This is a genomic window from Streptomyces sp. NPDC048600 (assembly GCF_055587025.1).
Genome location: NZ_JBVJGZ010000008.1, coordinates 289,876 through 314,017, shown reverse-complemented (window position 1 = coordinate 314,017; position 24,142 = coordinate 289,876). Strand labels below are relative to the sequence as shown.

Here is a 24,142-nt window from a genome sequence, read left to right as displayed (position 1 = left end):
CTCTCTCCCCCCCCCCCCCCCCCACACCCCCCCCCCCACCCCCCCCCCCCCCCCCCCCCCCCCCCCCCCCCCCCCCCCCCCCCCCCCCCCCCCCCCCCCCCCCCTCCCGTTCTCCGAGCCGTTCGCTCAGGCGGGCACGGAAGCCGTGGGCGCAGGCTTCGGCCGAGGCCTGGGCTTGGCGTCGCCGGTGAACTTCTCGTACTCGCGCATGACCTCCTCCGTGGGCCCGTCCATGCGCAGTTCGCCGCGCTCCAGCCACAGCACGCGGTCGCAGGTGTCGCGGATCGACTTGTTGTTGTGGCTGACCAGGAACACCGTGCCCGCGGACTTGCGGAGCTCGCGGATACGGGCCTCGGAGCGCTTCTGGAAGGAACGGTCGCCGGTGGCGAGCGCCTCGTCGATCAGCAGGACGTCGTGGTCCTTGGCGGCGGCGATGGAGAAGCGCAGCCGGGCCGCCATGCCGGAGGAGTAGGTGCGCATCGGCAGGGTGATGAAGTCGCCCTTCTCGTTGATGCCGGAGAAGTCGACGATCTCCTCGTAGCGCTCCTTGATCTGCTCCCGGGTCATGCCCATGGCGAGGCCGCCGAGGTGGACGTTGCGCTCGCCGGTGAGGTCGCTCATCAGGGCCGCGTTGACGCCGAGCAGGGAGGGCTGGCCGCCGGTGTAGATCCGGCCGTTCTCCACGGGCAGCAGGCCGGCGACCGCTTTGAGCAGGGTCGACTTGCCGGAGCCGTTGGTGCCGATCAGCCCGATGGCCTCGCCCTTGTACGCCACGAAGGACACGTTCTTCACGGCGTGCACCGTGCGCACGCCCGAGGCCTTCTCGGCCTTCCCGCGGCGCAGGATGCGGTTGAGGGCGGCGGTGGCCGAACCGCGGCCGCCGCCCGTGCCGTTGACGCGGTAGACGATGTCGACGTGGTCGGCGACGACGGTGGGGACGCTCTCGGCGGTCCCGGGAATGAGCTCAGCCACGGCCGTACGTCTCCTCAGCCTTCCAGAAGTAGATGAAACCGCCGATGCCGGCGAGCAGGGCCCAGCCGGTCGCGAGCGCCCAGACGTGCGGCGGGAGCTGGCTCCCGTGGAAGCTGTCGATCAGGGCGAAGCGCATCAGGTCGATGTAGACGGCGGCCGGGTTCAGCTGGAGGACGGTGCCCACCCAGGACGGCAGATCGGTGTGGGTGCGCAGGATGTGGTCGATGCTGAACATCACGCCGGACGCGTACATCCAGGTCCGCAGCACGAACGGCATCAGCTGCGCCAGGTCGGGGGTTCTGGCGCCGAGGCGGGCCAGGATCAGCGAGACACCGGCGTTGAAGACGAACTGGAGCACCAGCGCCGGGACCGCCAGCAGCCAGGACGCGGCCGGCGGCACGCCGAAGCCCAGCAGGATCACGGACAGTGCGGCCATCGAGAACAGCAGCTGCTGCAGCTGCTGGAGGCAGAACGAGATGGGCAGCGCGGCCCGCGGGAAGTGCAGGGCCCGCACCAGGCCGAGGTTGCCGGAGATCGCGCGCGTGCCCGCCAGGATCGAGCTCTGCGTGAACGTCCAGATGAACACGCCCGTCACCAGGAACGGCACGTAGTCGGGGACTCCGCGCTTGGTCTGGAGCAGCACGCCGAAGATCAGGTAGTAGACCGCCGCGTTCAGCAGCGGCGTCATCACCTGCCAGAGCTGTCCGAGCTTCGCCTGGCTGTACTGGGAGGTGAGCTTGGCGGTGGAGAACGCCGCGATGAAGTGGCGCCGGGCCCACAGTTGGCGGATGTAACCGGGCAGCGAGGCGCGGGCGCCGCTGACCGTCAGCCCGTGGCGCGCGGCCAGCGCGGCGAGGTCGTCGTCGGCCGGCGGCGCCGTGGGGGGCGGTGCGTGGAGGACCTGGCTCACATCGGCTGCTTTCGCTCGGGGGAGGCGGTGCGGCGGGGGTCCTTACCCCTCTCTTACGTACGTCGGGACGGGACCGTATCGTCGCAACGCGAGCGTAGGCCGAGTCGGCGTCGGGACGCAACCGTATCGTCGTGACGCGCTACGTCGGAACGCAACCGTTTCGTCGCAACGCCCTATGCTGTCCGCATGACCAACGCCGACGGATCCCAGCCGAGCCCCCGCCGCCGGTCGCCCGCGGGTGCCGCCGTTCTCCGGGAGGACGTCACGGAGGCGATCCGGGCGGCTGTCTTCGAGGAGCTCGCGGCGGTCGGCTACGCGCGGATGTCGATCGAGGGGATCGCGCGGCGGGCCGGGGTCGGCAAGACGGCGGTGTACCGGCGGTGGCGTTCCAAGCTGCATCTGGTGCTCGACATCGTGTCGGCCATCGCCGTGCAGGGGTTGCCGGCGCCGGACACGGGCTCGCTCGAGGGGGACCTTCGTGTGCTGTACGAGGTGACCTCGCGGGCGCTGCGGCATCCGGTCGCCTCGCAGATCATTCCCGACCTCCAGGCCGAGGCGGCCCGTAACCCCGAGATCGCCGAGCTCATGCAGAAGGCTCTGCGGGAGGGGCAGGAGGGGGTCGCCCTGAAGATCGTCGCGGCGGCGGTGGGGCGGGGGGAGATGCGGGACGGGGTCGACGAGGAGATCGCCCTCGACCTGATCTCCGGGCCGCTCTACTGGCGGGCGGTCGTGGTTCGCCATCCCAAGCTGCCCAAGGGGTATCTGGCGGCGTTGGCCCGGGCGACGGCGGGGGCGCTGGCGGTGTTGTGACGGGCTGGTGCGCTGCGCGCGGGCTTGCTTGTGCGGCCGGGCGGCGTCGGTGCCAGGGCGCTGCGCGGCTCGGCGTCGGCGAGGTGCCCCTGCTTGGGGCTGGGGCGTGGGCGGTGCCCAGCTCGGCGTCAGCGACGGACCGCCCGGTGGGGGCTGAGGACGGGGCGGTGCGCAACTCGGCGCGACGAGGTGCCGCAGCGCCCACCCGTGCCGCCCTTAGCGGCACGCATGCCCGCAGCGGCGGGGGCACGCGTGCCCGCGGCGGCTGGGGTGCGCAGCCCGTAGCGGCGACGCGTACGGCGGCAAGGGGACGGGGCGGGGGGTGTCCGCCCGCAGCGGCCGCCGTCAGACACCAGAACCCCCGTAAGAGGCCAGTCCGGCGGACCGAGGACGGATACCCCCCGGCCCGGCCCCGCTCCACCCACCCACCCACCCACAGCTGGCGTCATCGGCGGACGGGCTACATGCGCGCCGCCTCCGGGTGGAGGCGTACCCACCCGTCCCAGGCCGAGGCGATCATGTCCTGGACGTCGTACCGCGCCTTCCAGCCGAGCTCGGTGGTGATCCGGTCGGCGGAGGCGACGACGCGGGCGGGGTCGCCGGGCCGGCGCGGGGTGGTGTGGGGCGGACGGGCGTAGCCGGTGACGGCGTTGATCCGGTCGATCATCTCGCGCACGGAGACCCCCTCACCGCGCCCGATGTTCAGGGTGAGCGCCCGCCCGGGCGAGGACGCGAGCGCACGCGCCGCGGCCACATGCGCCTCCGCGAGATCGACGACGTGGATGTAGTCGCGCACACACGTACCGTCCGGCGTCGGATAGTCGTCGCCGAAGATCCGCGGAGCCGCGTCCGCCGTGAGCTTCTCGAAGACCATCGGGATCAGGTTGTACACCCCCGCGTCGGCCAGCTCGGGACCGGCCGCCCCGGCCACGTTGAAGTACCGCAGGCACGCCGTCGACATCCCGGTCGCCCGCCCCGTGGCCCGCACCAGCCATTCGCCCACGAGCTTCGTCTCGCCGTAGGGCGACATCGGCGCACACGGAGTCTCCTCGGTCACGAGCTCCGTGCCCGGCATGCCGTACACCGCCGCCGAGGAGGAGAAGACGAAGGACGGCACCCCCGCATCGGTCACCGCGTCCAGCAGGACGCGCAGGCCCTCGACGTTCTCCCGGTAGTAGTGCAGCGGCCGGTCCATCGACTCGCCGACCTGCTTCTTCGCGGCGAGATGGACGACCCCCGTAACCGGATGCCGGGCCAGGACCTCACGGACCCGGGCCTCGTCCAGCGTGGAGCCCTCCACCAGAGGCACGTCCCGCGGCACCCGCTCCGCCAGCCCCGTCGACAGGTCGTCGTACACCACGGCCCGCTCGCCCGCCTGCCGCAGCGCGCGGACGACGTGCGCCCCGATGTAGCCGGCCCCACCGGTGATCAGCCAGGTCATTCGGACGTCCCCTCTTCGGCGGTGCTTCCCCCGCACCCAGTGAATCAGGGACAGAACACCCCAAGGGCCGGGAAGGTCACGCACCGCGACCGAAGAGACGCTTTGCGTGTCCTCTCAAAGCCGTACCCGACCCGATCGACGCCCCGCCACGCGCCCCCCCACGAACGGCGGCGTGACCGCTACGGCTCCGCGCGCCCCGACGCCGCCGCGGCCAGCTCACTCGCCGCGGCCCTGTCCAGCGCGCCGGTGAGCAGGTCGAGCCGGGCGCGCAGTTCGCCGATCTCCGCGGGGTCGAACCCGGTCGCCTCGACGATCCGGCGCGGCACGGCGAGCGCGCGTTCGCGCAGGGCCTCGCCCTCGGCGGTCAGCCGGACCTCCACCGAACGCTCGTCGCGCGCGCTGCGCTCGCGGTGGACGAGTCCGGCCGACTCCAGCCGCTTGAGCAGCGGGGACAGGGTCCCGGAGTCCAGCCGCAGATGCTCGCCGAGCTTCTTGACCGGCTGTTCGCCCCGCTCCCAGAGCACCAGCATCACCAGGTACTGGGGGTAGGTCAGGCCCAGGTCCTTGAGGATCACGCGGTAGACGCCGTTGAAGGCGCGCGAGGCGGCGTGCAGGGAGAAGCAGATCTGGCGGTCCAGGCGGAGCCAGTCCTCCTGGGCGGCGGCGCCGGACGGTGTCGGGGTCATGCCTCCAGGGTAGCTCCGGTCCTCCATTTAGTTGTGCACAACTTAATTGTGTGCTCTACTTGTGGTCGTGAAGGCGGCCGGACAGGGCCGCCGGAGCCCGACTTCGCCCGGTTCCCCGAGAGGAATGGTTTTCCATGGACGCGCTGTACACCGCTGTCGCCACCGCCACCCACGGCCGTGAGGGCCGCGCCGTCTCCTCCGACGGCAAGATCGACCTCGCGCTCGCCATGCCGGTGGAGCTCGGCGGCAACGGCCAGGGCACCAACCCCGAGCAGCTCTTCGCCGCCGGGTACGCCGCGTGCTTCGGCAGCGCCCTGGGCCTCGTCGGCCGCCAGGCCAAGATCGACGTGAGCGACGCCGCCGTGACCGCCGAGGTCGGCATCGGCAAGGAGGGCGAGGGCTTCGGCCTGGCCGTCACGCTCCGCGTCGAGCTGCCCGCGCACGTGGACGAGCCGACCGGCCGCAAGCTGATAGAGACGGCCCACCAGGTCTGCCCGTACTCCAACGCCACCCGCGGCAACATCGACGTGGACATCGTCGTCGAGTAGTCCGCTGTTCGCGGGAGCCGGCGCCCGACGGATCAGCCGACCCGCGCCAGCACCTCTCCCGTCCGCTCGCTCCAGGCGACCACCACGGCCTCCTCGGGAAGGGTCTGCCGGGGCGTGAGCAGCAGCCAGCGCACCCGGTGGCGGCGGACGAGGGCGGTGCGCGCGGCGCGGGTCGACCCCGGGGCGAGATACGCCCGCACGTCCGCCAGCCGCCGCAGCCGCTCGCGCTCGTCGAGCGCCGGGTCGGGCCGGGCGGGGGCGACGAGGTCGGCGCCGTACCCGGGGAGCGCGCCCCGCGCGTGATGTCCGTCGGTCAGCACGACCTGACCGGGACGGACGTACTGCGCGGCCCACGCGTACGACGGCCCGCGCGGCGGCTGCGCGAAGCCGACCGGATCCAGCGAGCGGGGCACGACCGCTCCGGCCTGGACGGTCAGGAAGCCCGCGCAGGCCGCCACCGCCGCGACCACGCCGAGCAGCCGCCGCCGGGCGGGCCAGGGACGCGGCGCCGCCAGTTCCACCGCGAGCGCGCACTGGAGCGGCAGGAGGGTGAGCCCGAGAACCCTGCCGTAGGCGTGGTGGCCGGTGAACCAGCCGTACGCCGTCAGCAGGCAGCCCGCGGCGACCATGAGCACGAGCGGATCGCGCGGGCCGGAACGGCGCAGACGCGGCCACAGCGCGGGCAGGCCCACCAGGACCGCCGCCCAGACCTGTCCGGGCAGGGCGTCGTAGAGCCGCCGGTGGACCGCGTCGAGGCTGCCGTTCCCGACGAGGCCGAACACCTCGAAGTAGGGCCAGGCGGCCGCCGTGACCAGGGCGACCGCGCAGGTCAGCGCCCAGCGGCCGGCCACCGCGGGGCCCCACGCGCGCTGCCGTCCGGCGACGATCGCCGCCCCGCCCGCCAGGGTGCCCGCAGCGGTGACCGGGTGGACCAGCAGGGCGAGGCCGTAGAGCAGGCCGAGGCCCGCGTAGCCGGTCAGGCTCGGCAGACCGCGCGGTCCGACGAACCGCACCCTCGCCGTGTCGTGCGCCCGTGTCCCGGTCAGGGCCCAGGCCCACAGGGCGAGGCCGGTCGCGAGGACGGCCGGGTGGGCGAGGCCGCCGACCAGCGGCATCAGGCCCGTGAAGCCGCTCCACGCGGCGGGCTCGGTGCCCCACAGCAGCGTCGTCGCGGCCAGGGCGAGCACCGGCGCCCACGGCCGGGGCGTGAGCATCCGCACGAAGCGGCCGAGGCCGGTCAGCAGCACCAGCAGGTTCAGCGGCCCCGCGAGCCGCACTACCTCCCAGCCGGACATCCCCGCCGGCCGCGCGAACAGGCCCTGGGCGAGCGCGTACGGCGAGTAGTACGGGCTGCCCGCGCCGGGCAGGTCGGCCGTCGGGTGACGTGGATTCAGCAGGTCCGCCTTAAGGCGCTCGACGACCGCCGCGTGCTGGCCGGTGTCGCAGCACTGGGGGAGCCGCCAGTACGCCAGCGTGATCACCAGCCAGAACAGGAACCCGAAGACCTGGTACGGGCTGGGACGCCACAGCCGCCCGCCGCGCAGGGCCGTGGCACCGCGGGTCGGCCGTCCGGCCAGGACCTCGGCGCTCACCGGGCGGTGACGGAAGGGGGCGTGAGGGGCATTGACCGTATATTCCCGACCGGGTCGACGGCACCGCCTCGGCTCACCTCATCGAGTGAACCCGTTCACCCCGCCCGGCACCCGTGCCTGCACCCGCACAGCACCGGCACCCGCACCCGAGGTACGCCACCCCCGAGGCACCGCCCCTCACACCGGACGGCGTCTGGAGCGTCGCCCGCCGGGTCGCCCGGACGGCCGCAGGGTGGCCGGCCGGGACGGGGTGGGCCGCGACGAACTGCGGGGCATACGCACTCCCGGGAGGTGAACGCCGTTCAGTGGCTGTCGGCGACGGTGGCGGTGAGCGGACCTGAGGGCCGCGGGACGGTCGCGTGGAGGGGCCGCTCGAGCGAATCGGCGGCCGAGGGGACGGGGTGCCGCGACTCCGGCGGCGCCACGGGCGGCGTCCCCGGCTCGCCCAGCACCACATGCCGTACGACCCGCTCGGCCGCCCGGCCGTCGTCGTGCGGGCAGAACCGCTCCCGGAACGCCGCCCGCAGCTGCGCCGAGCGGGAGCCCCGCCAGTGGCCGGTGGCGAAGATGTCGGTCAGTTCGTCCTCGCTGCGGGCGACCGCGCCCGGCGGGAAGGCCCGCAGGTCGAAGTAGGTGCCCCGGGCGGCCTCGTAGGCCTCCAGGTCGGGGGTGTGGACGACGATCGGCCGGTCCAGGACGGCGTAGTCGAACATGATCGACGAGTAGTCGGTGACCAGGGCGTCCGAGGCCAGGCAGAGCTTCTCGACGCTCGGGTGGCCGCTCACGTCGATGATCCGGGCGCCCTCGCCGAGCGGGCCGGGCCGGCGGTGGTGGGCGCGGGCCAGCACCACGAAACGCGGGCCGAGGCGGCGCAGCACCCGCTCCAGATCCAGCTCGGGGACCTGGCCGCGGCGGTAGTCGCGGTGGGTCGGGGCGTACAGGATCGCGACCGAGCCGCGCGGGACGCCGAGGCTCTCGCGCAGCCGGGCCACGTCGGCCGAGGTCGCCTGCTGGAAGACGTCGTTGCGGGGGTGGCCGTACTCCAGCGTGGTGTAGGCGCCGGGGTGGACGCGCTCCCAGGTCAGGGTGGCGTGGCGGTTGGCGGAGACGACGTAGTCCCAGGACCCCGCGTCGCGCAGCAGCTCGGCGGCGTCCGGGTTCCCGCCGGCCGCGGGGCGTTCGCACAGGTCCAGGCCCATGCGCTTGAGGGGCGTGCCGTGCCGGGTCTGCACGAGGACCTGGCCGCGCCGCTTGACCAGACGGCGGTCGAAGGCGTCGTTGTCGACGAGGTACTTGGAGCGCGCGAGGGCCGTCCAGTACGCGGCCGTGCCCGGGGTGAGGCGGCGGGTGGCGGGCGGCACGGTGTGGTGGTGCTCGGGGCGGGCGACCCAGGCCGTCCGGATGTGCGGGGCCAGTTCGCGGAAGGCCGACTCCAGCGCGCCCGGGTTGCAGGAGTGGCCGTGGCCGCCGTACGCGGCGAACACCGCCCGGTCGGCGCGCAGCGGAAGCCTGCGCTGGACGCGGTAGTGCAGGCGCAGCGTGGCCGTGCGCAACAGACGGCCGAGCCGGGCGGCGAGCCGGGCCGCGCGGCGGGCGAGCCGCCGGGTCAGGCCCAGGGTCCGGTAGATGCGGTGCGCGCCGAGGCGGACCAGGGCGTCCCGCAGCCGGGCGCGCAGGGGGTGCCGCCGCTCGACCGCCGCCGTGAGGCGGGGCGGCACCGGGGTGTCCGGGGCGCGGTGGCGGCGGTGGAGGTCGCGGGCCCGGCGCAGGAACTCGGCGCGGCTGCCGCGCGGCGGCCTTCCGGGGCCGGTGAACACCTCCGTCAGATGGTCGGCCATGCGCCGGAACAGCACCGGCCGCCACTCTTCGAGGCCGGGCCGCTCACCGAGGAACGCGAACAGCCGGTCGTACTGCTCGAAGAGGTCGAAGTGCCGCTCCCCGCCCGCCGGCCGACGCGGCCGGCGCAGCACGCACACCCGGTCCAGCGTCACGATCGACTCGGCCGTCAGCAGCAGCTGATACGTCCAGGGCGTGCCCTCGTGGCGGCCCGCCGGGAAGGCCGGGCCCCCGGACTGGACGAACTCCCGTCGGCAGACCTTGTTCTGGGCGAGGGCCGGCAGTCGCAGCAGTTCCGGCCGGTCCGCCAGGCCGAACGGGGCCGGGCCCCGCTCGCCGAGGTGTCCGGCGCCCTCGTCCCGCAGCCGCGCGCCGGTCCAGTCGGTCCGTGCGAAGCCGTGCACCAGCACGTCCGGTTCGCCCGTCTCCTTCAGCCGGTCGGCGATCGCGCGCAGGGCGTCCGGGGCGAGGGTGTCGTCGCCGTCGAGGAACACCAGGTAGTCCCCGGCCGCCGCACGAATGCCCGCGTTGCGGGCGCCGCCGGGGCCCCGGTTCTCCGGCAGCCCGAGCGGGCGCACCCGTGGATCGAGGGCCGCGAACTCGTCGGCGATCGCGCCGCAGACGTCCGGCGAGCGGTCGTCCACCACGATCAGTTCGAGATCGGCGTACGACTGGCCGAGGACCGAACCCAGGCACTCGTGCAGATACGCCTGCACCTTGTACGCGGGGACAATGACACTGAACCTGGGCAAGGGATCATCCATGGGTCGGCGCGGGCGTTCTGCCCGGCAACGGCCTCCGGAGCCGGGCGGTTACGCCGTGTACCGCGTGCGGGGGACGATCCGTGTGCTTGAGCGGGCGGACCGGTCGGTGTCCGCCCGCCCATGGGTTCGAAGGAGGGCTACTTCACCGCGCCCGCCATCACCCCGGACACGAACTGCCGCTGGAACGCGAAGAACACGGCCAGCGGGATCACCATCGAGATGAACGCGCCCGGCGCCAGCACGTCGATGTTGCTGCCGAACTGCCGTACCTGTGTCTGGAGCGCGACCGTCACGGGCTGGCTGCCCGCGTCGGAGAACACCAGCGCCACCAGCATGTCGTTCCACACCCACAGGAACTGGAAGATACCCAGGCTGGCGATGGCCGGAGCGCCCAGCGGCAGCACGACCCGCAGGAACAGCCGGAGTTCACCGGCCCCGTCCAGCCGGGCCGCCTCCAGCAGCTCGCGGGGGATCTCCGCGAAGAAGTTCCGCAGCAGGAACACCGCGAACGGCAGCCCGAAGCCGACATGGAACAGGACCACCCCGAGGACGGACCCGAACAGCCCGATCCTGCCGAACAGTTCGGCGATCGGGATCAGCGCCACCTGCACCGGCACCACCAGCAGCCCGACCACCGCGAGGAACCACCAGTCGCGGCCCGGGAACTCCATCCACGCGAACGCGTAGCCCGCGAGGGCGGCGATCGCCACGACCAGCACGGTCGCCGGCACCGTGATCAGCACGGTGTTGAGGATCGAGCCGGTGATGTCGCCGTTGTGCAGGAGTTTGTCGTAGCTGTCGACGGTGAGCTGCGCGGGCTCGGTGAACACCGTCCACCAGCCGCTGTCCGCGATGTCCTTCGGCGAGCGCAGCGACGACAGCAGCAGACCGAAGGTCGGCACCAGCCAGAACAGCGCGACCACGACCAGGAGGACCTGGACCAGGCCGTGATTGACCCACCCGGCGATCCTTCCGCCCAGGGACTTCGCCGTCATCGCCGCACCTCCCGCCTGAGCCTGCGCACGTTGAACCACATCACCGGCACCACCAGCAGCAGCAGGAACACCGCGATCGCGCTGGCGATCCCCGGCTGGTCCTCGGAGAAGCCCTTGCGGTACAGCTCCAGGGCGAGCACGTTCGCGTCGTCCTGCGAGGAGCCCGGCGCGATGATGAAGACCAGGTCGAAGACCTTCAGGACGTTGATCATCAGGGTGACGGCGACCACCGCGAGGACCGGCGCCAGCAGCGGCACGGTGATCCTGCGGAACACCTGCCACTCGTTCGCGCCGTCGACCCGGGCGGCCTCCAGCAGATCGCGCGGGATGCCCGCGAGCCCCGCCGCGATCAGCACCATCGCGAAGCCCGCCCACATCCAGATGTACGACCCGACGATCGCGGGCGTCACCAGCGAGGGGCCGAGCCAGTCCAGGCCGTTGTACGGCTCCGCGAAGTTGGCGGCCGGAAGCCGCAGCAGGGCCCCGTCGGCAGCCGCGGGCAGCGTGAAGGTGCCGTCGGCGGCGGCCTTCGCCGAGGCGACCACCCGGCCGTCCTTGACCGCCTCGATCCGCATGCCGGGGTATCCCAGCTCCGCCGGGTCGGGCGCGCCGAGGGTGCCCACGCCCCTGCCGCGGGTGAAGTCCTGCCAGGCCGTGCCGGTGACCTTGCCCGGCTCGGCCCGCGCCGCGACGGCCCGCGCGGCGTCGTCGGGCATCCGGTCGGGCGCCACCCCGACCAGCGGCAGCGCGACCGGGGTGCCCGCGCGCACCGGCTCCCTGGTGACGAACGCCCCGCCGCCGGCCGGCTCCAGCGGCGACTCGCGGCCCGGGTGCGCCTTCGGGAACGCGGAGGACTGGGCGAACGTGTCGTGCACCCCGACCCACACGGCGTTCGCGACGCCCTTGTCCGGGTCCTGGTCGTACACCAGCCGGAAGATGATGCCCGCGGCGAGCATCGAGATCGCCATCGGCATGAAGACGACCAGCTTGAACGCCGTTCCCCAGCGCACCCGTTCGGTCAGCACCGCGAAGACCAGACCCAGCGCGGTGGCCACCGTGGGCGCGAACACCACCCAGACGACGTTGTTCCTCAGGGCCGTGCGGATGCCGTCGTCCGTGAACAGGGCCCGGTAGTTGTCGAACCCGGCGAAGGAGTCGCCGGACCGGTCGTAGAGGCTGCGCAGGACCGAGTACCCGATCGGGTAGACCACGAGCGCGCCCAGCAGCACCAGGGCGGGCAGCAGGAAGAGCACCGCCACGCCGGTGCGGGAGCCGGTCACGCTTCGGCGCTCACGGGGGGCGGCAGGGGCCTTCGCCGTCCCTGCCGCCGGTGCCGTCGCCATCGCCGGCTCAGTCTCCGTAGGCCTTGGCCGCGTCCGCCTCCAGCGTCGCCTGGGTGCCGGCGACGTCCTTCGGGTTCTTCAGGAAGTCCTGGAGCGCCTTCCACTCGCCCTTGCCGGGCGTGCCGCCGAACGCCTGCGGAGCCTGGTCGGACATGTCGAACCGGAAGTCGTCACCGGCCGCGATCAGCGCCTTTGCCATCGCCTGCTGCACCGGGTTGGGATACGCCGACGGGTCGACGTTCCGGTTCGGCGAGAGATAGCCGCCGAGGCCCGCCTGGACGGTCGCGGCGTCGGGCGAGGCGAGCCAGGTGGCCAGCGCCTGCGAGGCCTCGGAGTCCTCGAGGATCACCGCCGCGTCGCCGCCGGAGACGACCGGCGCGGTGTCGCCGACCGAGGGGAAGGGGAACACCTTCGCCTGCTCGCCGACCTTCGCGTCCGTCTCCGCGATGTTGACCTGGACGAAGTCGCCCTCGTAGACCATGGCCGCCTCGGGCTGGTCGCCGCCGGTGAACGTCTGCGTCACCGAGGCCGGGAACTCCGTCTGGAGCGCGCCCGAGGCACCGCCCGCCACATAGTCCTTCCTGCCCCAGATCTCCGCGAGCGTGGTCAGGGCGTCCCGGACCGACGGGTCCGTCCACTTGATCTCGTGCCTGGCCAGCTGGTCGTACTTCTCCGGGCCCGCCTGGGAGAGGTAGACGTTCTCGAACCAGTCCGTGAGGGTCCAGCCGTCCGCGCCGCCCACCGAGAACGGCGTGACACCGGAGTCGTAGACCGTCTGCGCGGTCGTCAGCAACTCGTCCCAGGTCTTGGGTTCCTGGGCGCCCGCGTTCTCGAAGACCTGCGCGTTGTACCAGATCAGGGACTTGTTCGCGGCCTTGTAGTAGACGCCGTACTGCTTGCCGCCGACCTTGCCGAGATCCTGCCAGCCCTGCGAGTAGTTCTTCGTCAGCTGTGCCTGGGCCCCCGGCCCGACGGGCTTCGCCCAGCCCTTGTCGACGGCCTGCTCGATCGCGCCGACCTGCGGGAGCATCGCGACGTCCGGCGGAGCACCGCCGGCGATCCTGGAGCCGAGGAAGTTGATGATCGGGTCCTGCGCGGGCACGAAGGTGACCTTCGCGCCGGTGCGCTTCTCGAACTCCGCCAGCACCTTCTTGAAGTTGGCCTGTTCCGGGCCGGTCCACACGGCGGCGACCTCCAGGGTCTCGCCGTCCAGTTCCGGCAGGTCCAGCGCGGAGGCGGACTCCGTCGCCCTGCCGCCGCCCTCGCCGTCGTCCGCGCCTTCGTCGTCACCGCAGGAGGTGAGCGAGAACGCGAGCGCTCCCGCGACCAGGGCCGTGGCGGCCCTGACGGTCCTGCGTGTCCGGATCGTGCTGCTCGTACCGCGCATCACTGCCCCGTCCTCGTCGTTCCTCGTCGAACGTTTCGAACGCTGTCCCGTGGGCTCCGGTGTACGCCCGGTCCGAGGGGTCGGCAAGAGCGCACGGTCTGTCAACCGCGCGATCGTGACCGCCTCGTGACGGGGCGTCCGGTCGTCCACCGGACACGGGTTGCCCTTCCGGCGGGGGTCACACCCGGGGGCCTGTCCGACGGACTCCCGCCCGCCGCGGGCACCCGGCAGACGCGAGGACGCACCCGGCAGACGCGAGGACGGCCGACGGCTCAGAGGAGCGAGGGCACCTCCGCCGCGGACACCTCACGGGCCGCGCGCTGAAGGGCGCTCGCGAGGAGGGCCAGGTCCGTCGGGCCGTTGCCGAGTTCGCGGACGGGGCGGCGGGCCGGCGGGTCGCCCATACGCTCCCAGTCCAGGGGCACGACCGTCGGGCGCAGGGTCGCCGTGCGCGGGATACGGCCCGTGACCCGGCCGCCCTGGAACGCCGTGCCGCGGCCGTCCGATCCGGTCGACCGGCCCCGGCCGGGCGCCGGTTCGTCCGGCCCCGGGGTGGGCGCGTCGAGCGTGACCCGCAGCGTGGCCCGCCGCGCCGGTTCCGTCTCGGCCGTACGGCCGCCCGGTCCGGTCGCCGCCACCAGATGCACGCCGAGCCGCTCGCCCTCGCGGGCCACCGCCTCCAGCGCCCGCATCACGGACCCGGCGGCGGGCCGGCCGGGCGAGCCCAGCGCGGGGGAGACCAGCGCGTCGAGGTCGTCCACGACCACGACCAGGCGGGGCAGCGGCGGCGCCGCCTCCGTACGCCGGCGGGCCGCGCCGGGGCGCAGCCGCAGGGTCGAACTGGGCGGCGCGTCCAGGTCTCCGGTGCCGGAGGAAGGGGTGCCCGCCGTGCCGGGGGCCGCGCGCTGGGCGACCAGACGGGCGGAGACCTCCTGCCGGGCGTGCCAGGCGGCGAAGTCCTCGCGCCCGAGCAGCTCGGCGCGGCGCTTCAGCTCGGCGCTCAGCGACTGCGCGAACTCCCGCATGCGGACCGGGTCGTTGGCGAGCAGATGGGTGGTGACGTGCGGGACGTCCGTGCACGCGTGCAGTCCGTCGCCGTGGCCGCTGCCCGCGCCCACGCTGTCCCGGCCGTCCATCAGGACGATGCCCAGCCGGTCCGGGCGCTCGGCCGCCGCCAGCGAGGCGACGAGAGCCCGCAGCAGTTCGGTGCGGCCGCTGCCCGAGGGGCCCTCGACCAGCAGATGCGGGCCGTCGGCGACGAGGTCGGCGACCACCGGGCCGCGGGGTCCGGCGCCCAGGACCGCCGAGGCCCGGCCGCCGGGGGTGGCGGTGTCGTCGGCGGCGTCGGCCCAGCGCGCCATCAGCGAGGCCGGGGTGGCCCGCGCCAGCCCCAGCTCGTCCAGCAGCCGCGCGGCCTGCGGCAGCGGGGCGGACGCGCGCGGGTGCCGCTCCCCGGAACCGTCGGTGCGCAGCGGCGCGAGCGCGCGGCCGAACCGCTCGGCCCAGGCGGCGGACACGGCGTCCACGGCCCCGACCGTGCCACGGCCCACCGGGGCGCGGCGCGCGGCCGGGCCGGAGCCGGTGCGGGCCACCCGCAGCAGCCGCAGCGCCCCGGCCACGTCACCGCTGAGCAGGGCGACGGCCCCGCACTCACGGAAGGTCGGCGTCGCCGCGCAGGCCGCCTCGTAGGTCTCCATGACCGGCGACGCGGGTGAGGCCGCGGGCGTCTCGGCCAGACACAGCACATGGATGCCGGCCTTCGGCCCCTCCACCGCCAGCCGCGCGACCGCGTCCCGCAGCCCGGCCCCGCCGGGGTCGCCGTCCACGACCACGACGGTGTACGGGCCGGGGTGCTCGCTCACCGGGTCCGGGCCGTCCTCGTCGCGGGCCCAGGAGGGGCGGCGGGAGGCGCGGGTGGTGGTCCGGGGGCCGGTGGCTCCGGTGTCGCCCGGAGCCGGGGGCGGGGAGCCGGGACCGGTGGGCGCGGGGGCGGCCGTCGGTCGCGTGCCGGCCGTCGAGGGAGCTTGCCCGGGGGCTGTGGCCCCGGGCGCCCCGGATATGCCGGCGCGCGCGGACCCGCCCAGCGGCCCGTGCCCGCCGTCGGCCCGCTCGGCGAGCTGGTCGTCCAGGTGGCGGAGCAGTTCCTCGGTGCGGGCGGCGGCCTGCTCACGGTCGTAGGCGAGCAGCAGACGGCACTCCTGGCCGTGGCCCGGCCGCAGATGCGGCAGCCAGCCGAGCCAGGACCACTCCGCGACGCGTTCCTCGACGGGACGGGCGCGGTCGGTGCTGATCAGCACGATGTCCAGGGCGTCCGGCGAGTGCAGCGCGGCGAGCTGGGCCAGCACCGAGCGGGCCAGCCCCGACAGCCGGGGGCGCGGCCCGGCGAGACCCAGGGCGCCCGCCTCGCGCAGGCCCGCCGTGACGGGCACGGCGGGCAGCAGACCCGAGCCGTCGGGTGCCGAGCGGTCGGCGGTGCCGAGCCGGACGGTGAGGGCCTCGGGGTGCCCGGCCCCGCGCTCCCACAGCCGGGGGCCGGGGCCCAGCGCGGTCAGCAGCAGCGCGGCCGGATCGGGCCAGGTGTCGGGCAGCCCGGCCGCGCTCGGGGAGATCCGCAGGGGCGGGCCGTCGTCCCGCGGGTCGTCGTACGCCGCGTTCTCGGCGGGTTCCGTCTGTTCCGTACGTCCCCCGGCGAGCCGCCGGGCCCAGGCGGACAGGCCGCCGCGCCGCCGCCCGCCCTCCCGCGCGGAACCCTGGCCGGGCCAGGACCCGTGCCCGGCGTCCGGGCCGGCGGGGGAGAGGCCGGGGCCGTCCGGCCTGCCGTGGCTCGCCCGGGCGCCCTCCGCGTAGCGCCCGGCACCGGCGCGTCCCGCGTGGGTCTCGGCGTCGGAGGTGACGCGCCGCTCTATCAGCGGCGCCCCCGCCTGGCCGGGTACGACCGGCGGCTCCGTACGGGAGTGCTCCTGCCCGCCGGGCGGGTCCCAGGACGCCGGGGCGTGCGCCACGGCGGGCTCCTCGGTGCCGGTGCCGGATTCCCGCTCGGTGCCGGCTTCCGGGTCGGTGGTGGGGTCGGACGGGGTGACCCGGATGTGACCCTCCCCGTCCGGGGCCGTGGTGAGCCGGGCGGGCGACCCGCCCGCGGGGGCGGACACCCGCAGCGCCGACTCGCCGATCCGGAGCAGCGCGCCCGGCGCGAACCGCACCGGGCGGTCGCCGACACGCGAGCCGTCCAGCACCGTCCCGTTCGTGGAGCCGAGGTCCTCGACCGAGACCTGCCCGTCCGGCGCAAGCGTCACCGCGCAGTGCAGCCGCGACACATCGGGGTCGTCCAGGGGCACGTCGGCGTCGGCGGAGCGGCCGACGCGGACCTGGCCGCCATGCAGCAGATGCACCCCGCCCGCGTCCGGGCCCGCGACCACGTGCAGCTGGGCCGGGGCGGAGTCGACCTCGGGATGCGGCTCGGGCCCGGCGGAACCGCCCACGGACAGCACGGCGCCGTCCACCAGCGGGGGCTCGCCCAGGGTGCAGCGCTGCGTGTCCAGCCGCTCCTCCCCGGCGTACAGCACGGTCGCGCCGCGCTCGGGCCGGTCGGCGCCGCCGTCCCCCGAGACCGCCGCGGCCAGGGCCGACGCCACCGCCGCCAGGGCCGTCCCCGCGGGAGCCGTGACCAGCACGTCACGGCGCAGGGCACGGCCGCGCGCCTCGGCGGGCCCCAGCGGGTCTACGACGGTCAGCCGGATCTGCATGTCCGTCAGCGGTCCCTTCTGCGCGCGGGCGCGGACTCCCCCCACCACCACACGAGCACGTCGGCCAGTACTGCACGCATCCTCGCACCTGCCACCGACAGCGCGCCCGCCGCCCGCTGACAAGTGATCTTGATTGGTCGGCTCTGCCCGCAAAAGTGCCTGACCAATGGCGCACCGGCGACCGCTTGAGACCGGTCTTGAGATCGGTCACGTCCGCTTCGGGCAACCGTGAGACCGAGTCGAGCGTCTTTTCGAAGAACGTTTGCCCGTCGCGATACTGCGATCCGTACGTATCAACCCATGAACAACCCATGAGGACGACAGGCCGTCCCCCCAGGGTGCGGCACTACAGTGGTTCGGAACACCGGCAAGCAAGCAGCAGGGAGCGCGTGACGTGCGGCCAGTCGGCAGCAAGTACTTCCTCGAGGAGCCGCTCGGCCGCGGCGCCACGGGAACCGTCTGGCGAGCGCGCCAGCGTGAGACCGCCGGGTCCGAGGCGGCCGTGCAGGGCCAGCCCGGTGAGACCGTCGCGATCAAGGTCCTCAAGGAGGAGCTCGCGAGCGACGCGGACATCGTGATGCGCTTCCTGCGGGAACGCTCCGTCCTGCTCCGGCTCACCCACCCCAACATCGTCCGGGTCCGCGACCTGGTCGTCGAGGGTGAGCTGCTGGCGCTGGTCATGGACCTCGTCGACGGCCCCGACCTGCACCGCTACCTGCGCGAGAACGGCTCCTTCAGCCCCGTCGCCGCGTCCCTGCTGACCGCCCAGATCGCCGACGCGCTCGCCGCCAGCCACGCCGACGGCGTGGTCCACCGCGACCTGAAGCCGGCCAACGTCCTGCTGCGGCAGAACGGCGGCGAGATGCACCCGATGCTGACCGACTTCGGCATCGCCCGGCTCGCCGACTCCCCGGGCCTGACCCGCACCCACGAGTTCGTCGGCACCCCCGCCTACGTCGCCCCCGAGGGCGCCGAGGGCCGCCCGCAGACCTCCGCCGTCGACATCTACGGCGCCGGCATCCTGCTCTACGAGCTGGTCACCGGCCGCCCGCCGTTCTCCGGCAGCTCCGCCCTGGAGGTGCTCCACCAGCACCTCAGCGCCGAACCGCGCCGCCCCTCCACCGTCCCCGAACCGCTGTGGACGGTCATAGAGCGCTGTCTGCGCAAGAACCCCGCCGAGCGCCCGAGCGCCGTGAACCTCGCGCGCGGCCTGCGGGTCGTCGCCGAAGGCGTCGGGGTGCACGCGAACTCCGCGCAGATCGCGGCCGCCGAGAACGTCGGCGCGCTGCTCGCCCCCGACCCGGACCCCACCGCCGTGCCGGGCTCGGCGGACCCCACCCAGGTGCTGCCGCAGAACGGGCACGGGGCCTTCGACCCGAACGCCGCCACCAGCGTGCTGCCGCACACCGGCCCGGCGGGCGCCGCCGACCCCACCGCCGTCCTGCCGAGCACCGGGGCGGCCGACCCCACCGCCGTCATGCCGCCGGTGCCGCAGAACCAGCCCGGTGGACCCGAGGACCCGCACCCCTGGCAGTCGCAGATGCGCGCCGCCCGCGACCGCAACGAGCAGACCCAGGTCCAGTACCTCGACCCCAACCAGGACCCGCTGCGCCGCCGCCCCCAGCGCCAGGTCGCCCGGCCGCAGCCGCAGCCCCAGCAGCCGCGCCCCCATCAGGGCCGGCAGCAGCAGGGCCGGCAGCAGCAGGGCCCGCCGCCCGGCTACGGCTATCCGCAGCAGCAGCCCCAGCGGTACGCGCCCCCGCCCCAGCCGCAGCCCCAGCCGCAGCGGTACGCGCCGCCCGCGCCCGCCCCGCCGCCCCAGCAGCCGCAGCGCGAGCCCCGGCAGCCGCGCCAGCGCAGCGCCAACCCGATGCGCATCCCCGGACTCGGCTGTCTGAAGGGCTGCCTGTTCACGATCATCATCCTGTTCGTGGCGGGCTGGCTGGTCTGGGAGCTGAGCCCGCTCCAGGGCTGGATCGGCACCGGCAAGGGCTACTGGGAGCAGCTCAGCGACTGGTTCGGCACGGTCACCGACTGGATCGGGGAACTGGGGAGCAGCACTCCGCAGTGATGCCTCGCGCGCCGAGGCGACTTCGTGGATTTGTCGACAACCAGCGGGTGATTTCCGCCTCGACGGTGAAGGTCGGCTCCTCGGACGCGTAGTTTTAGGGCGTGTTTCGAAAGTCCCCGCCCGGCCCGGGCGGACGACGGCGGTCCCGGAACACGCCCTAGCGCAACACGCGTCTGTAGGAGCAGTCTTGGCACGGAAGATCGGCAGCCGGTACACCGCGAACCAGATCCTGGGACGGGGCAGCGCCGGCACGGTGTGGCTGGGCGAGGGGCCCGAGGGTCCCGTCGCCGTCAAGCTGCTGCGCGAGGACCTCGCGTCGGACCAGGAACTGGTCGGCCGGTTCGTGCAGGAGCGCACCGCCCTGCTCGGCCTGGAGCACCCGCACATCGTCTCCGTGCGCGATCTCGTGGTCGACGGCAACGATCTCGCCCTGGTCATGGACCTCGTCCGGGGCACCGATCTGCGCACCCGCCTGGAGCGGGAGCGGCGGATGGCGCCCGAGGCGGCCGTGGCGATCGTCGCGGACGTCGCCGAGGGGCTCGCCGCGGCCCACGCGGCCGGGGTGGTGCACCGGGACGTCAAGCCGGAGAACGTCCTGCTCGACATGCAGGGGCCGCTGGGCCCCGGCGGTGCGCACCCGGCGCTGCTGACGGACTTCGGGGTCGCCAAACTCATCGACTCGCCGCGCCGCACCAGGGCCACGAAGATCATCGGCACCCCGGACTATCTCGCCCCGGAGATCGTCGAGGGACTGCCGCCGCGCGCCGCCGTCGACATCTACGCCCTGGCCACCGTCCTCTACGAGCTGCTGGCCGGCTTCACGCCGTTCGGCGGCGGTCACCCGGGCGCGGTGCTGCGCCGGCACGTCACCGAGACCGTGGTGCCCCTGCCGGGCATCCCGGAGGAGCTGTGGCAGCTGATCGTGCAGTGCCTGGCCAAGGCGCCGGCCTCCCGGCTGCGCGCCTCGGAGCTCGCGGCGAGGCTGCGGGAGCAGCTGCCGACGCTCGCGGGGATGCCTCCGCTGGACGTGGACGAGCCGGACGCGGAGCCGGAGGAGGACGCCGAGGCCCCGGGCCCGGCCGCGGCGGCGGACGGACCGGTGTCCACGGCCGACGGCGGCCCGGAGCGCCGCGGGGCCGTGTCCCTGGTCCCCGGCGCCAAGCCCGACTCCAACCGTGACACGCATACGTCGATGAGGGTGCCGGCGCCCGACGAGCTGGCCGGGGGAGCGCGGGGTACGGCGCGGGCGCCCCGGGCGGCGGGGGCGCCCCGGCCGGGGTCCGCGCGGCACCGGGCGTCTGCGCGGCGGCGACGGGTGACGCTGGGGGTGGCGGCTGTGGCGTTGGTCGCGGCGGTCGGGGCGGGGACCTGGGCGGCCACCTCCGGTGACGACTCCGAGGCGACCCCCGACGACCGCGGCTCCTCGGCCCCGGCGTCCCCCTGACCCCCGGGGCTCCGCCCCGCACCCTGCCGGGGCTCCGCCCCGGACTCCGGCCTTCGCCCGCCCACCGCCCGTGCTGGGCGTCCGAGCGGCTGAGGTACGGGGCACTGCCCCGTGCTGGGCGTCCGAGAGGCCAGGCAGGGCGGGGTACCGCCTTCCCCGGCCCTGCCCGCCTGGCGGAGCCGTTACGCTGGGAGCGTGGCAGTCGTCGATGTATCCGAAGAGCTCAAGTCCCTCTCCTCGACCATGGAGTCGATCGAGGCCGTTCTGGACCTCGAGAAGCTGAGGGCAGACATCGCCGTGCTCGAGGAGCAGGCGGCCGCGCCGTCCCTGTGGGACAACCCGGACGAGGCGCAGAAGATCACCAGCAAGCTCTCCCACCTCCAGGCCGAGGTCAGGAAGGCGGAGGCGCTGCGCGGGCGGATCGACGATCTCTCCGTGCTGTTCGAGATGGCCGAGGAGGAGGACGACCCGGACACCCGTGCCGAGGCCGAGTCCGAGCTCGCGTCCGTCAAGAAGGCGCTGGACGAGATGGAGGTCCGGACCCTGCTGAGCGGTGAGTACGACTCCCGCGAGGCGCTCGTGAACATCCGCGCCGAGGCGGGCGGCGTCGACGCCGCCGACTTCGCCGAGAAGCTCCAGCGCATGTACCTGCGCTGGGCCGAGCAGCGCGGCTACAAGACGGAGCTCATCGAGACGTCGTACGCGGAAGAGGCCGGCATCAAGTCGACCACCTTCGCCGTGCACGTGCCGTACGCCTACGGCACCCTCTCGGTCGAGCAGGGCACGCACCGGCTGGTGCGCATCTCGCCCTTCGACAACCAGGGCCGCCGCCAGACCTCCTTCGCGGGTGTCGAGGTGCTGCCCGTGGTCGAGCAGACCGACCACGTCGAGATCGACGAGTCCGAGCTGCGCGTGGACGTCTACCGCTCCTCCGGGCCCGGCGGTCAGGGCGTGAACACGACCGACTCCGCGGTGCGCCTCACGCACCTGCCCACCGGCATCGTCGTCTCCTGCCAGAACGAGCGGTCGCAGATCCAGAACAAGGCCACCGCGATGAACGTCCTCCAGGCCAAGCTGCTGGAGCGGCGCCGCCAGGAGGAGCAGGCCAAGATGGACGCCCTCAAGGGCGACGGCGGCAACTCCTGGGGCAACCAGATGCGTTCCTACGTCCTGCACCCGTACCAGATGGTCAAGGACCTGCGCACCGAGTTCGAGGTCGGCAATCCCGAGGCCGTGTTCAACGGCGAGATCGACGGGTTCCTGGAGGCGGGCATCCGCTGGCGCAAGCAGCAGGAGAAGTAGCCTTCGAGAGAAGTGACTTTGTCGACATGACCGTCGGCTCCTCAACCGCCCCTGCACTCAGGGGCGGTTGTCGTTTGTCCGGGTTCTACAGCTCGCTCACAGAGGTGAATTCCGGCATAGCGCATCCGAGTTGGGCAATGCACTCCCTAACGTCCTTGACGTTGGTTTAAAAAATGGGAAGGGTGAAGTGTGGCATGCGTATTTCTGGGGCGCATGTGAACCGGGGGGATGCGCTTCAGCCCACCTGCCTCCGTTGATCACGGCCCCGAGCGCCGCCTCACCGACGATCAGCTACTGGGGGTAGCAGCCATATGACGAACAAGACGCGGATCCGAGTCGCGCGCATAGCGGCCGGCGCCGTGATCGCCGCCGGTGCCTCGCTGACCGCCGCCGGTGCCGCTTCCGCCGCCGAGGGCGACGACTGCGTGCTCGGCATCCTGTGCGCCGACGAGTCGCCGAGCCCGGACCCGGAGCCCGACCCGTCCGACACCGGTGTCCCGACCGACCTCCCGACGGATCCGACGATTCCGACCGATCCCACGGACCTCCCGACGGACCCCACCGAGGAGCCGACCGAGCCGACCGAGGACCCCGTCGAGACCGAGAACCCCTCGGAGGACCCGGGTGACGACGACAACGGCAACGGGAACGGCAACGGTTCCGGGAACGGGAACGGGAACGGCCAGGGCAACGGCAACGGCTCCGGCAACAACACCGACCCCGACGGCGGCTCCGGCGACTCGACCCAGGGCGAGGGCTCCTCGTCCCTGACCGACACGGGCAGCGACTCGGGCACCGGCGGTTCCGACACCACCGCCCAGGGCGGCGGCGACGAGCTCGCCGAGACCGGTGCGGGTTCCGAGCAGCTCACGTTCCTGCTGATCGGCGCCGCGACGATGATCGCGGGCGGCATCGGCTTCCGTGTGCTGCCGCGCCTGGTGAACGGCCGGGGCGGCGCCGCGGCGTGACCTCGTCGCTGTCGGCGCAGGCCGACAGCGACGACGAAGGGCCCGGAGCCTTACGCTCCGGGCCCTTCGTCGATCAGACGGTCTGGTGGGCGGCCAGCAGGGCCACGGCCGCGACGAGGACCGCCAGCAGGGCGATCAGCGCCGTGGGGTTCAGGCCGGCGAGGAAGTTCTCCTGCTGGAGTCGTTCCCGGTTGGCCCGGCAGACCGGGCAGCGGCCCTCCGCCACGGGGGCGGCACAGTTAGCGCACACCAGCCGGTCGTACGTCATGTGCTTGCCCTCCTCGTGCCGGTTCTTTCGTGGAGAACGCTCCCATGGGTGGGAACGTTCCCCCTCCACTGTGCCAGGTTCCGCCGGAGGGTGCGCAGAGTCGGCCCAGAGGGCTGCCGTCCGTCGTCCGGCGACCACGGAAAGTAGGGGAGCGGCGGCCGCTTCCGGGCCGCTCGGGGGCCGGGTCGGGGCCGGTCGCGGGCCCGTCCGGGTGGCCCGTGCCCCCGTCCGCGCACGCCGGGCCCGTACAAAAACGTACAAGGCGCGCGCAACCCCGACCGGCGACTGCGCTCGCGCACCGGGTTCGCGTATGGTCACGCACATCTACCCCCGGCGACCCGTGGTGCATCCGTGATCCGATTCGACAACGTCTCCAAGGTCTACCCCAAGCAGAGCCACCCCGCACTCAGGGATGTGTCCCTGGAAGTGGAGAAGGGCGAGTTCGTCTTCCTCGTGGGGTCCTCCGGCTCCGGCAAGTCCACGTTCCTGCGGCTGATCCTGCGCGAGGAGCGGGCCAGCCACGGCCAGGTGCACGTCCTGGGCAAGGACCTCGCGCGCGTCTCCAACTGGAAGGTGCCGCAGATCCGCCGCCAGCTCGGGACGGTCTTCCAGGACTTCCGCCTCCTGCCCAACAAGACGGTCCACGAGAACGTGGCCTTCGCGCAGGAGGTCATCGGCAAGTCCCGCGGCGAGATCCGCAAGTCCGTGCCCCAGGTGCTGGAGCTCGTGGGCCTCGGCGGCAAGGAGGCCCGTATGCCGGGCGAGCTGTCCGGCGGCGAGCAGCAGCGTGTGGCCATCGCGAGGGCCTTCGTCAACCGGCCCAAGCTGCTCATCTGCGACGAGCCCACCGGCAACCTCGACCCGCAGACCTCCGTCGGCATCATGAAGCTGCTCGACCGGATCAACCGGACCGGCACCACCGTGGTGATGGCGACGCACGACCAGAACATCGTGGACCAGATGCGCAAGCGCGTCATCGAGCTGGAGAAGGGCCGCCTCGTGCGTGACCAGGCACGCGGCGTCTACGGCTACCAGCACTGACGACCGACAGGCTCCACGGAA

18 protein-coding genes are annotated in these 24,142 nt (G+C 73.7%); 7 read left to right on the top strand and 11 right to left on the bottom strand.

Annotated features, from left to right (window positions below):
- Positions 1-126: 126 nt before the first annotated feature.
- Positions 127-972 carry an ABC transporter ATP-binding protein gene (locus ACZ6SQ_RS14440; RefSeq protein WP_469560914.1) on the bottom strand — a complete coding sequence of 282 codons (846 nt, stop codon included), beginning with the start codon at positions 970-972 and terminating at the stop codon, positions 127-129.
- The gene (locus ACZ6SQ_RS14435; RefSeq protein WP_469560911.1) at positions 965-1,882 is read right to left on the bottom strand and encodes an ABC transporter permease; all 918 of its coding nucleotides are present in this window, start codon (positions 1,880-1,882) and stop codon (positions 965-967) included. Before ACZ6SQ_RS14435 ends, ACZ6SQ_RS14440 begins: the two co-directional genes overlap by 8 nt.
- A 186-nt stretch (positions 1,883-2,068) precedes the next feature.
- Between ACZ6SQ_RS14435 and ACZ6SQ_RS14430 the strand changes: the two genes are divergently transcribed.
- Entirely contained in the window at positions 2,069-2,692 is a 624-nt protein-coding gene (locus ACZ6SQ_RS14430) for a TetR/AcrR family transcriptional regulator (RefSeq protein WP_386379780.1), read from the top strand.
- Positions 2,693-3,152: 460 nt separating this feature from the next.
- Here ACZ6SQ_RS14430 and galE read toward each other — a convergent pair whose 3' ends face one another.
- Together galE and ACZ6SQ_RS14420 are read right to left on the bottom strand one after the other, a co-directional pair.
- Entirely contained in the window at positions 3,153-4,133 is a 981-nt protein-coding gene (gene galE / locus ACZ6SQ_RS14425) for a UDP-glucose 4-epimerase GalE (RefSeq protein ID WP_469560907.1), read from the bottom strand.
- Between the two features lie 179 nt (positions 4,134-4,312).
- A complete protein-coding gene (locus ACZ6SQ_RS14420) occupies positions 4,313-4,819 on the bottom strand; it encodes a MarR family winged helix-turn-helix transcriptional regulator (protein WP_469560905.1) in 507 nt (168 codons plus the stop codon).
- 134 nt (positions 4,820-4,953) lie between these two features.
- Between ACZ6SQ_RS14420 and ACZ6SQ_RS14415 the strand changes: the two genes are divergently transcribed.
- A complete protein-coding gene (locus ACZ6SQ_RS14415) occupies positions 4,954-5,367 on the top strand; it encodes an organic hydroperoxide resistance protein (protein WP_356690504.1) in 414 nt (137 codons plus the stop codon).
- Between the two features lie 32 nt (positions 5,368-5,399).
- On the opposite strand, the gene ACZ6SQ_RS14410 is transcribed toward ACZ6SQ_RS14415, so the two are convergent.
- The 6 genes from ACZ6SQ_RS14410 to ACZ6SQ_RS14385 all read right to left on the bottom strand — a co-directional run bounded on the left by ACZ6SQ_RS14410 (position 5,400) and on the right by ACZ6SQ_RS14385 (position 17,027).
- Positions 5,400-6,959 carry a hypothetical protein gene (locus ACZ6SQ_RS14410; protein WP_469560901.1) on the bottom strand — a complete coding sequence of 520 codons (1,560 nt, stop codon included), beginning with the start codon at positions 6,957-6,959 and terminating at the stop codon, positions 5,400-5,402.
- A 302-nt stretch (positions 6,960-7,261) separates the two neighbouring features.
- Positions 7,262-9,547, bottom strand: a complete 2,286-nt coding sequence (locus tag ACZ6SQ_RS14405; RefSeq protein WP_469560899.1) for a bifunctional glycosyltransferase/CDP-glycerol:glycerophosphate glycerophosphotransferase — start codon at positions 9,545-9,547, stop codon at positions 7,262-7,264.
- 149 nt (positions 9,548-9,696) lie between these two features.
- Positions 9,697-10,554, bottom strand: a complete 858-nt coding sequence (locus tag ACZ6SQ_RS14400) for a carbohydrate ABC transporter permease (protein ID WP_469560897.1) — start codon at positions 10,552-10,554, stop codon at positions 9,697-9,699.
- The gene (locus ACZ6SQ_RS14395) at positions 10,551-11,897 is read right to left on the bottom strand and encodes a carbohydrate ABC transporter permease (RefSeq protein ID WP_469560894.1); all 1,347 of its coding nucleotides are present in this window, start codon (positions 11,895-11,897) and stop codon (positions 10,551-10,553) included. The genes ACZ6SQ_RS14400 and ACZ6SQ_RS14395 overlap by 4 nt, the downstream gene beginning before the upstream one ends.
- Positions 11,898-11,904: 7 nt before the next feature.
- A complete protein-coding gene (locus ACZ6SQ_RS14390; protein WP_469560891.1) occupies positions 11,905-13,284 on the bottom strand; it encodes an ABC transporter substrate-binding protein in 1,380 nt (459 codons plus the stop codon).
- Positions 13,285-13,556: 272 nt separating this feature from the next.
- A complete protein-coding gene (locus tag ACZ6SQ_RS14385) occupies positions 13,557-17,027 on the bottom strand; it encodes an FHA domain-containing protein (RefSeq protein WP_469560888.1) in 3,471 nt (1,156 codons plus the stop codon).
- A 394-nt stretch (positions 17,028-17,421) separates the two neighbouring features.
- Between ACZ6SQ_RS14385 and ACZ6SQ_RS14380 the strand changes: the two genes are divergently transcribed.
- The 4 genes from ACZ6SQ_RS14380 (at position 17,422) to ACZ6SQ_RS14365 (ending at position 22,812) form a co-directional block, all read left to right on the top strand.
- Positions 17,422-19,098 (top strand): serine/threonine-protein kinase, encoded by a 1,677-nt coding sequence (locus ACZ6SQ_RS14380; RefSeq protein WP_469560885.1) that lies wholly within the window; start codon positions 17,422-17,424, stop codon positions 19,096-19,098.
- A gap of 187 nt (positions 19,099-19,285) precedes the next feature.
- On the top strand, positions 19,286-20,542 hold the full coding sequence (locus ACZ6SQ_RS14375) for a serine/threonine-protein kinase (protein ID WP_469560882.1): 1,257 nt from the start codon (positions 19,286-19,288) through the stop codon (positions 20,540-20,542).
- Positions 20,543-20,737: 195 nt separating this feature from the next.
- Positions 20,738-21,844 (top strand): peptide chain release factor 2, encoded by a 1,107-nt coding sequence (gene prfB, locus ACZ6SQ_RS14370; protein WP_469560880.1) that lies wholly within the window; start codon positions 20,738-20,740, stop codon positions 21,842-21,844.
- 311 nt (positions 21,845-22,155) lie between these two features.
- Positions 22,156-22,812 (top strand): hypothetical protein, encoded by a 657-nt coding sequence (locus tag ACZ6SQ_RS14365; protein WP_469560877.1) that lies wholly within the window; start codon positions 22,156-22,158, stop codon positions 22,810-22,812.
- A 73-nt stretch (positions 22,813-22,885) separates the two neighbouring features.
- Here ACZ6SQ_RS14365 and ACZ6SQ_RS14360 read toward each other — a convergent pair whose 3' ends face one another.
- Positions 22,886-23,080 carry a hypothetical protein gene (locus ACZ6SQ_RS14360; protein WP_386379767.1) on the bottom strand — a complete coding sequence of 65 codons (195 nt, stop codon included), beginning with the start codon at positions 23,078-23,080 and terminating at the stop codon, positions 22,886-22,888.
- A gap of 351 nt (positions 23,081-23,431) precedes the next feature.
- Between ACZ6SQ_RS14360 and ftsE the strand changes: the two genes are divergently transcribed.
- Positions 23,432-24,121, top strand: a complete 690-nt coding sequence (ftsE, locus tag ACZ6SQ_RS14355; RefSeq protein WP_386379766.1) for a cell division ATP-binding protein FtsE — start codon at positions 23,432-23,434, stop codon at positions 24,119-24,121.
- Positions 24,122-24,142: the final 21 nt, after the last annotated feature.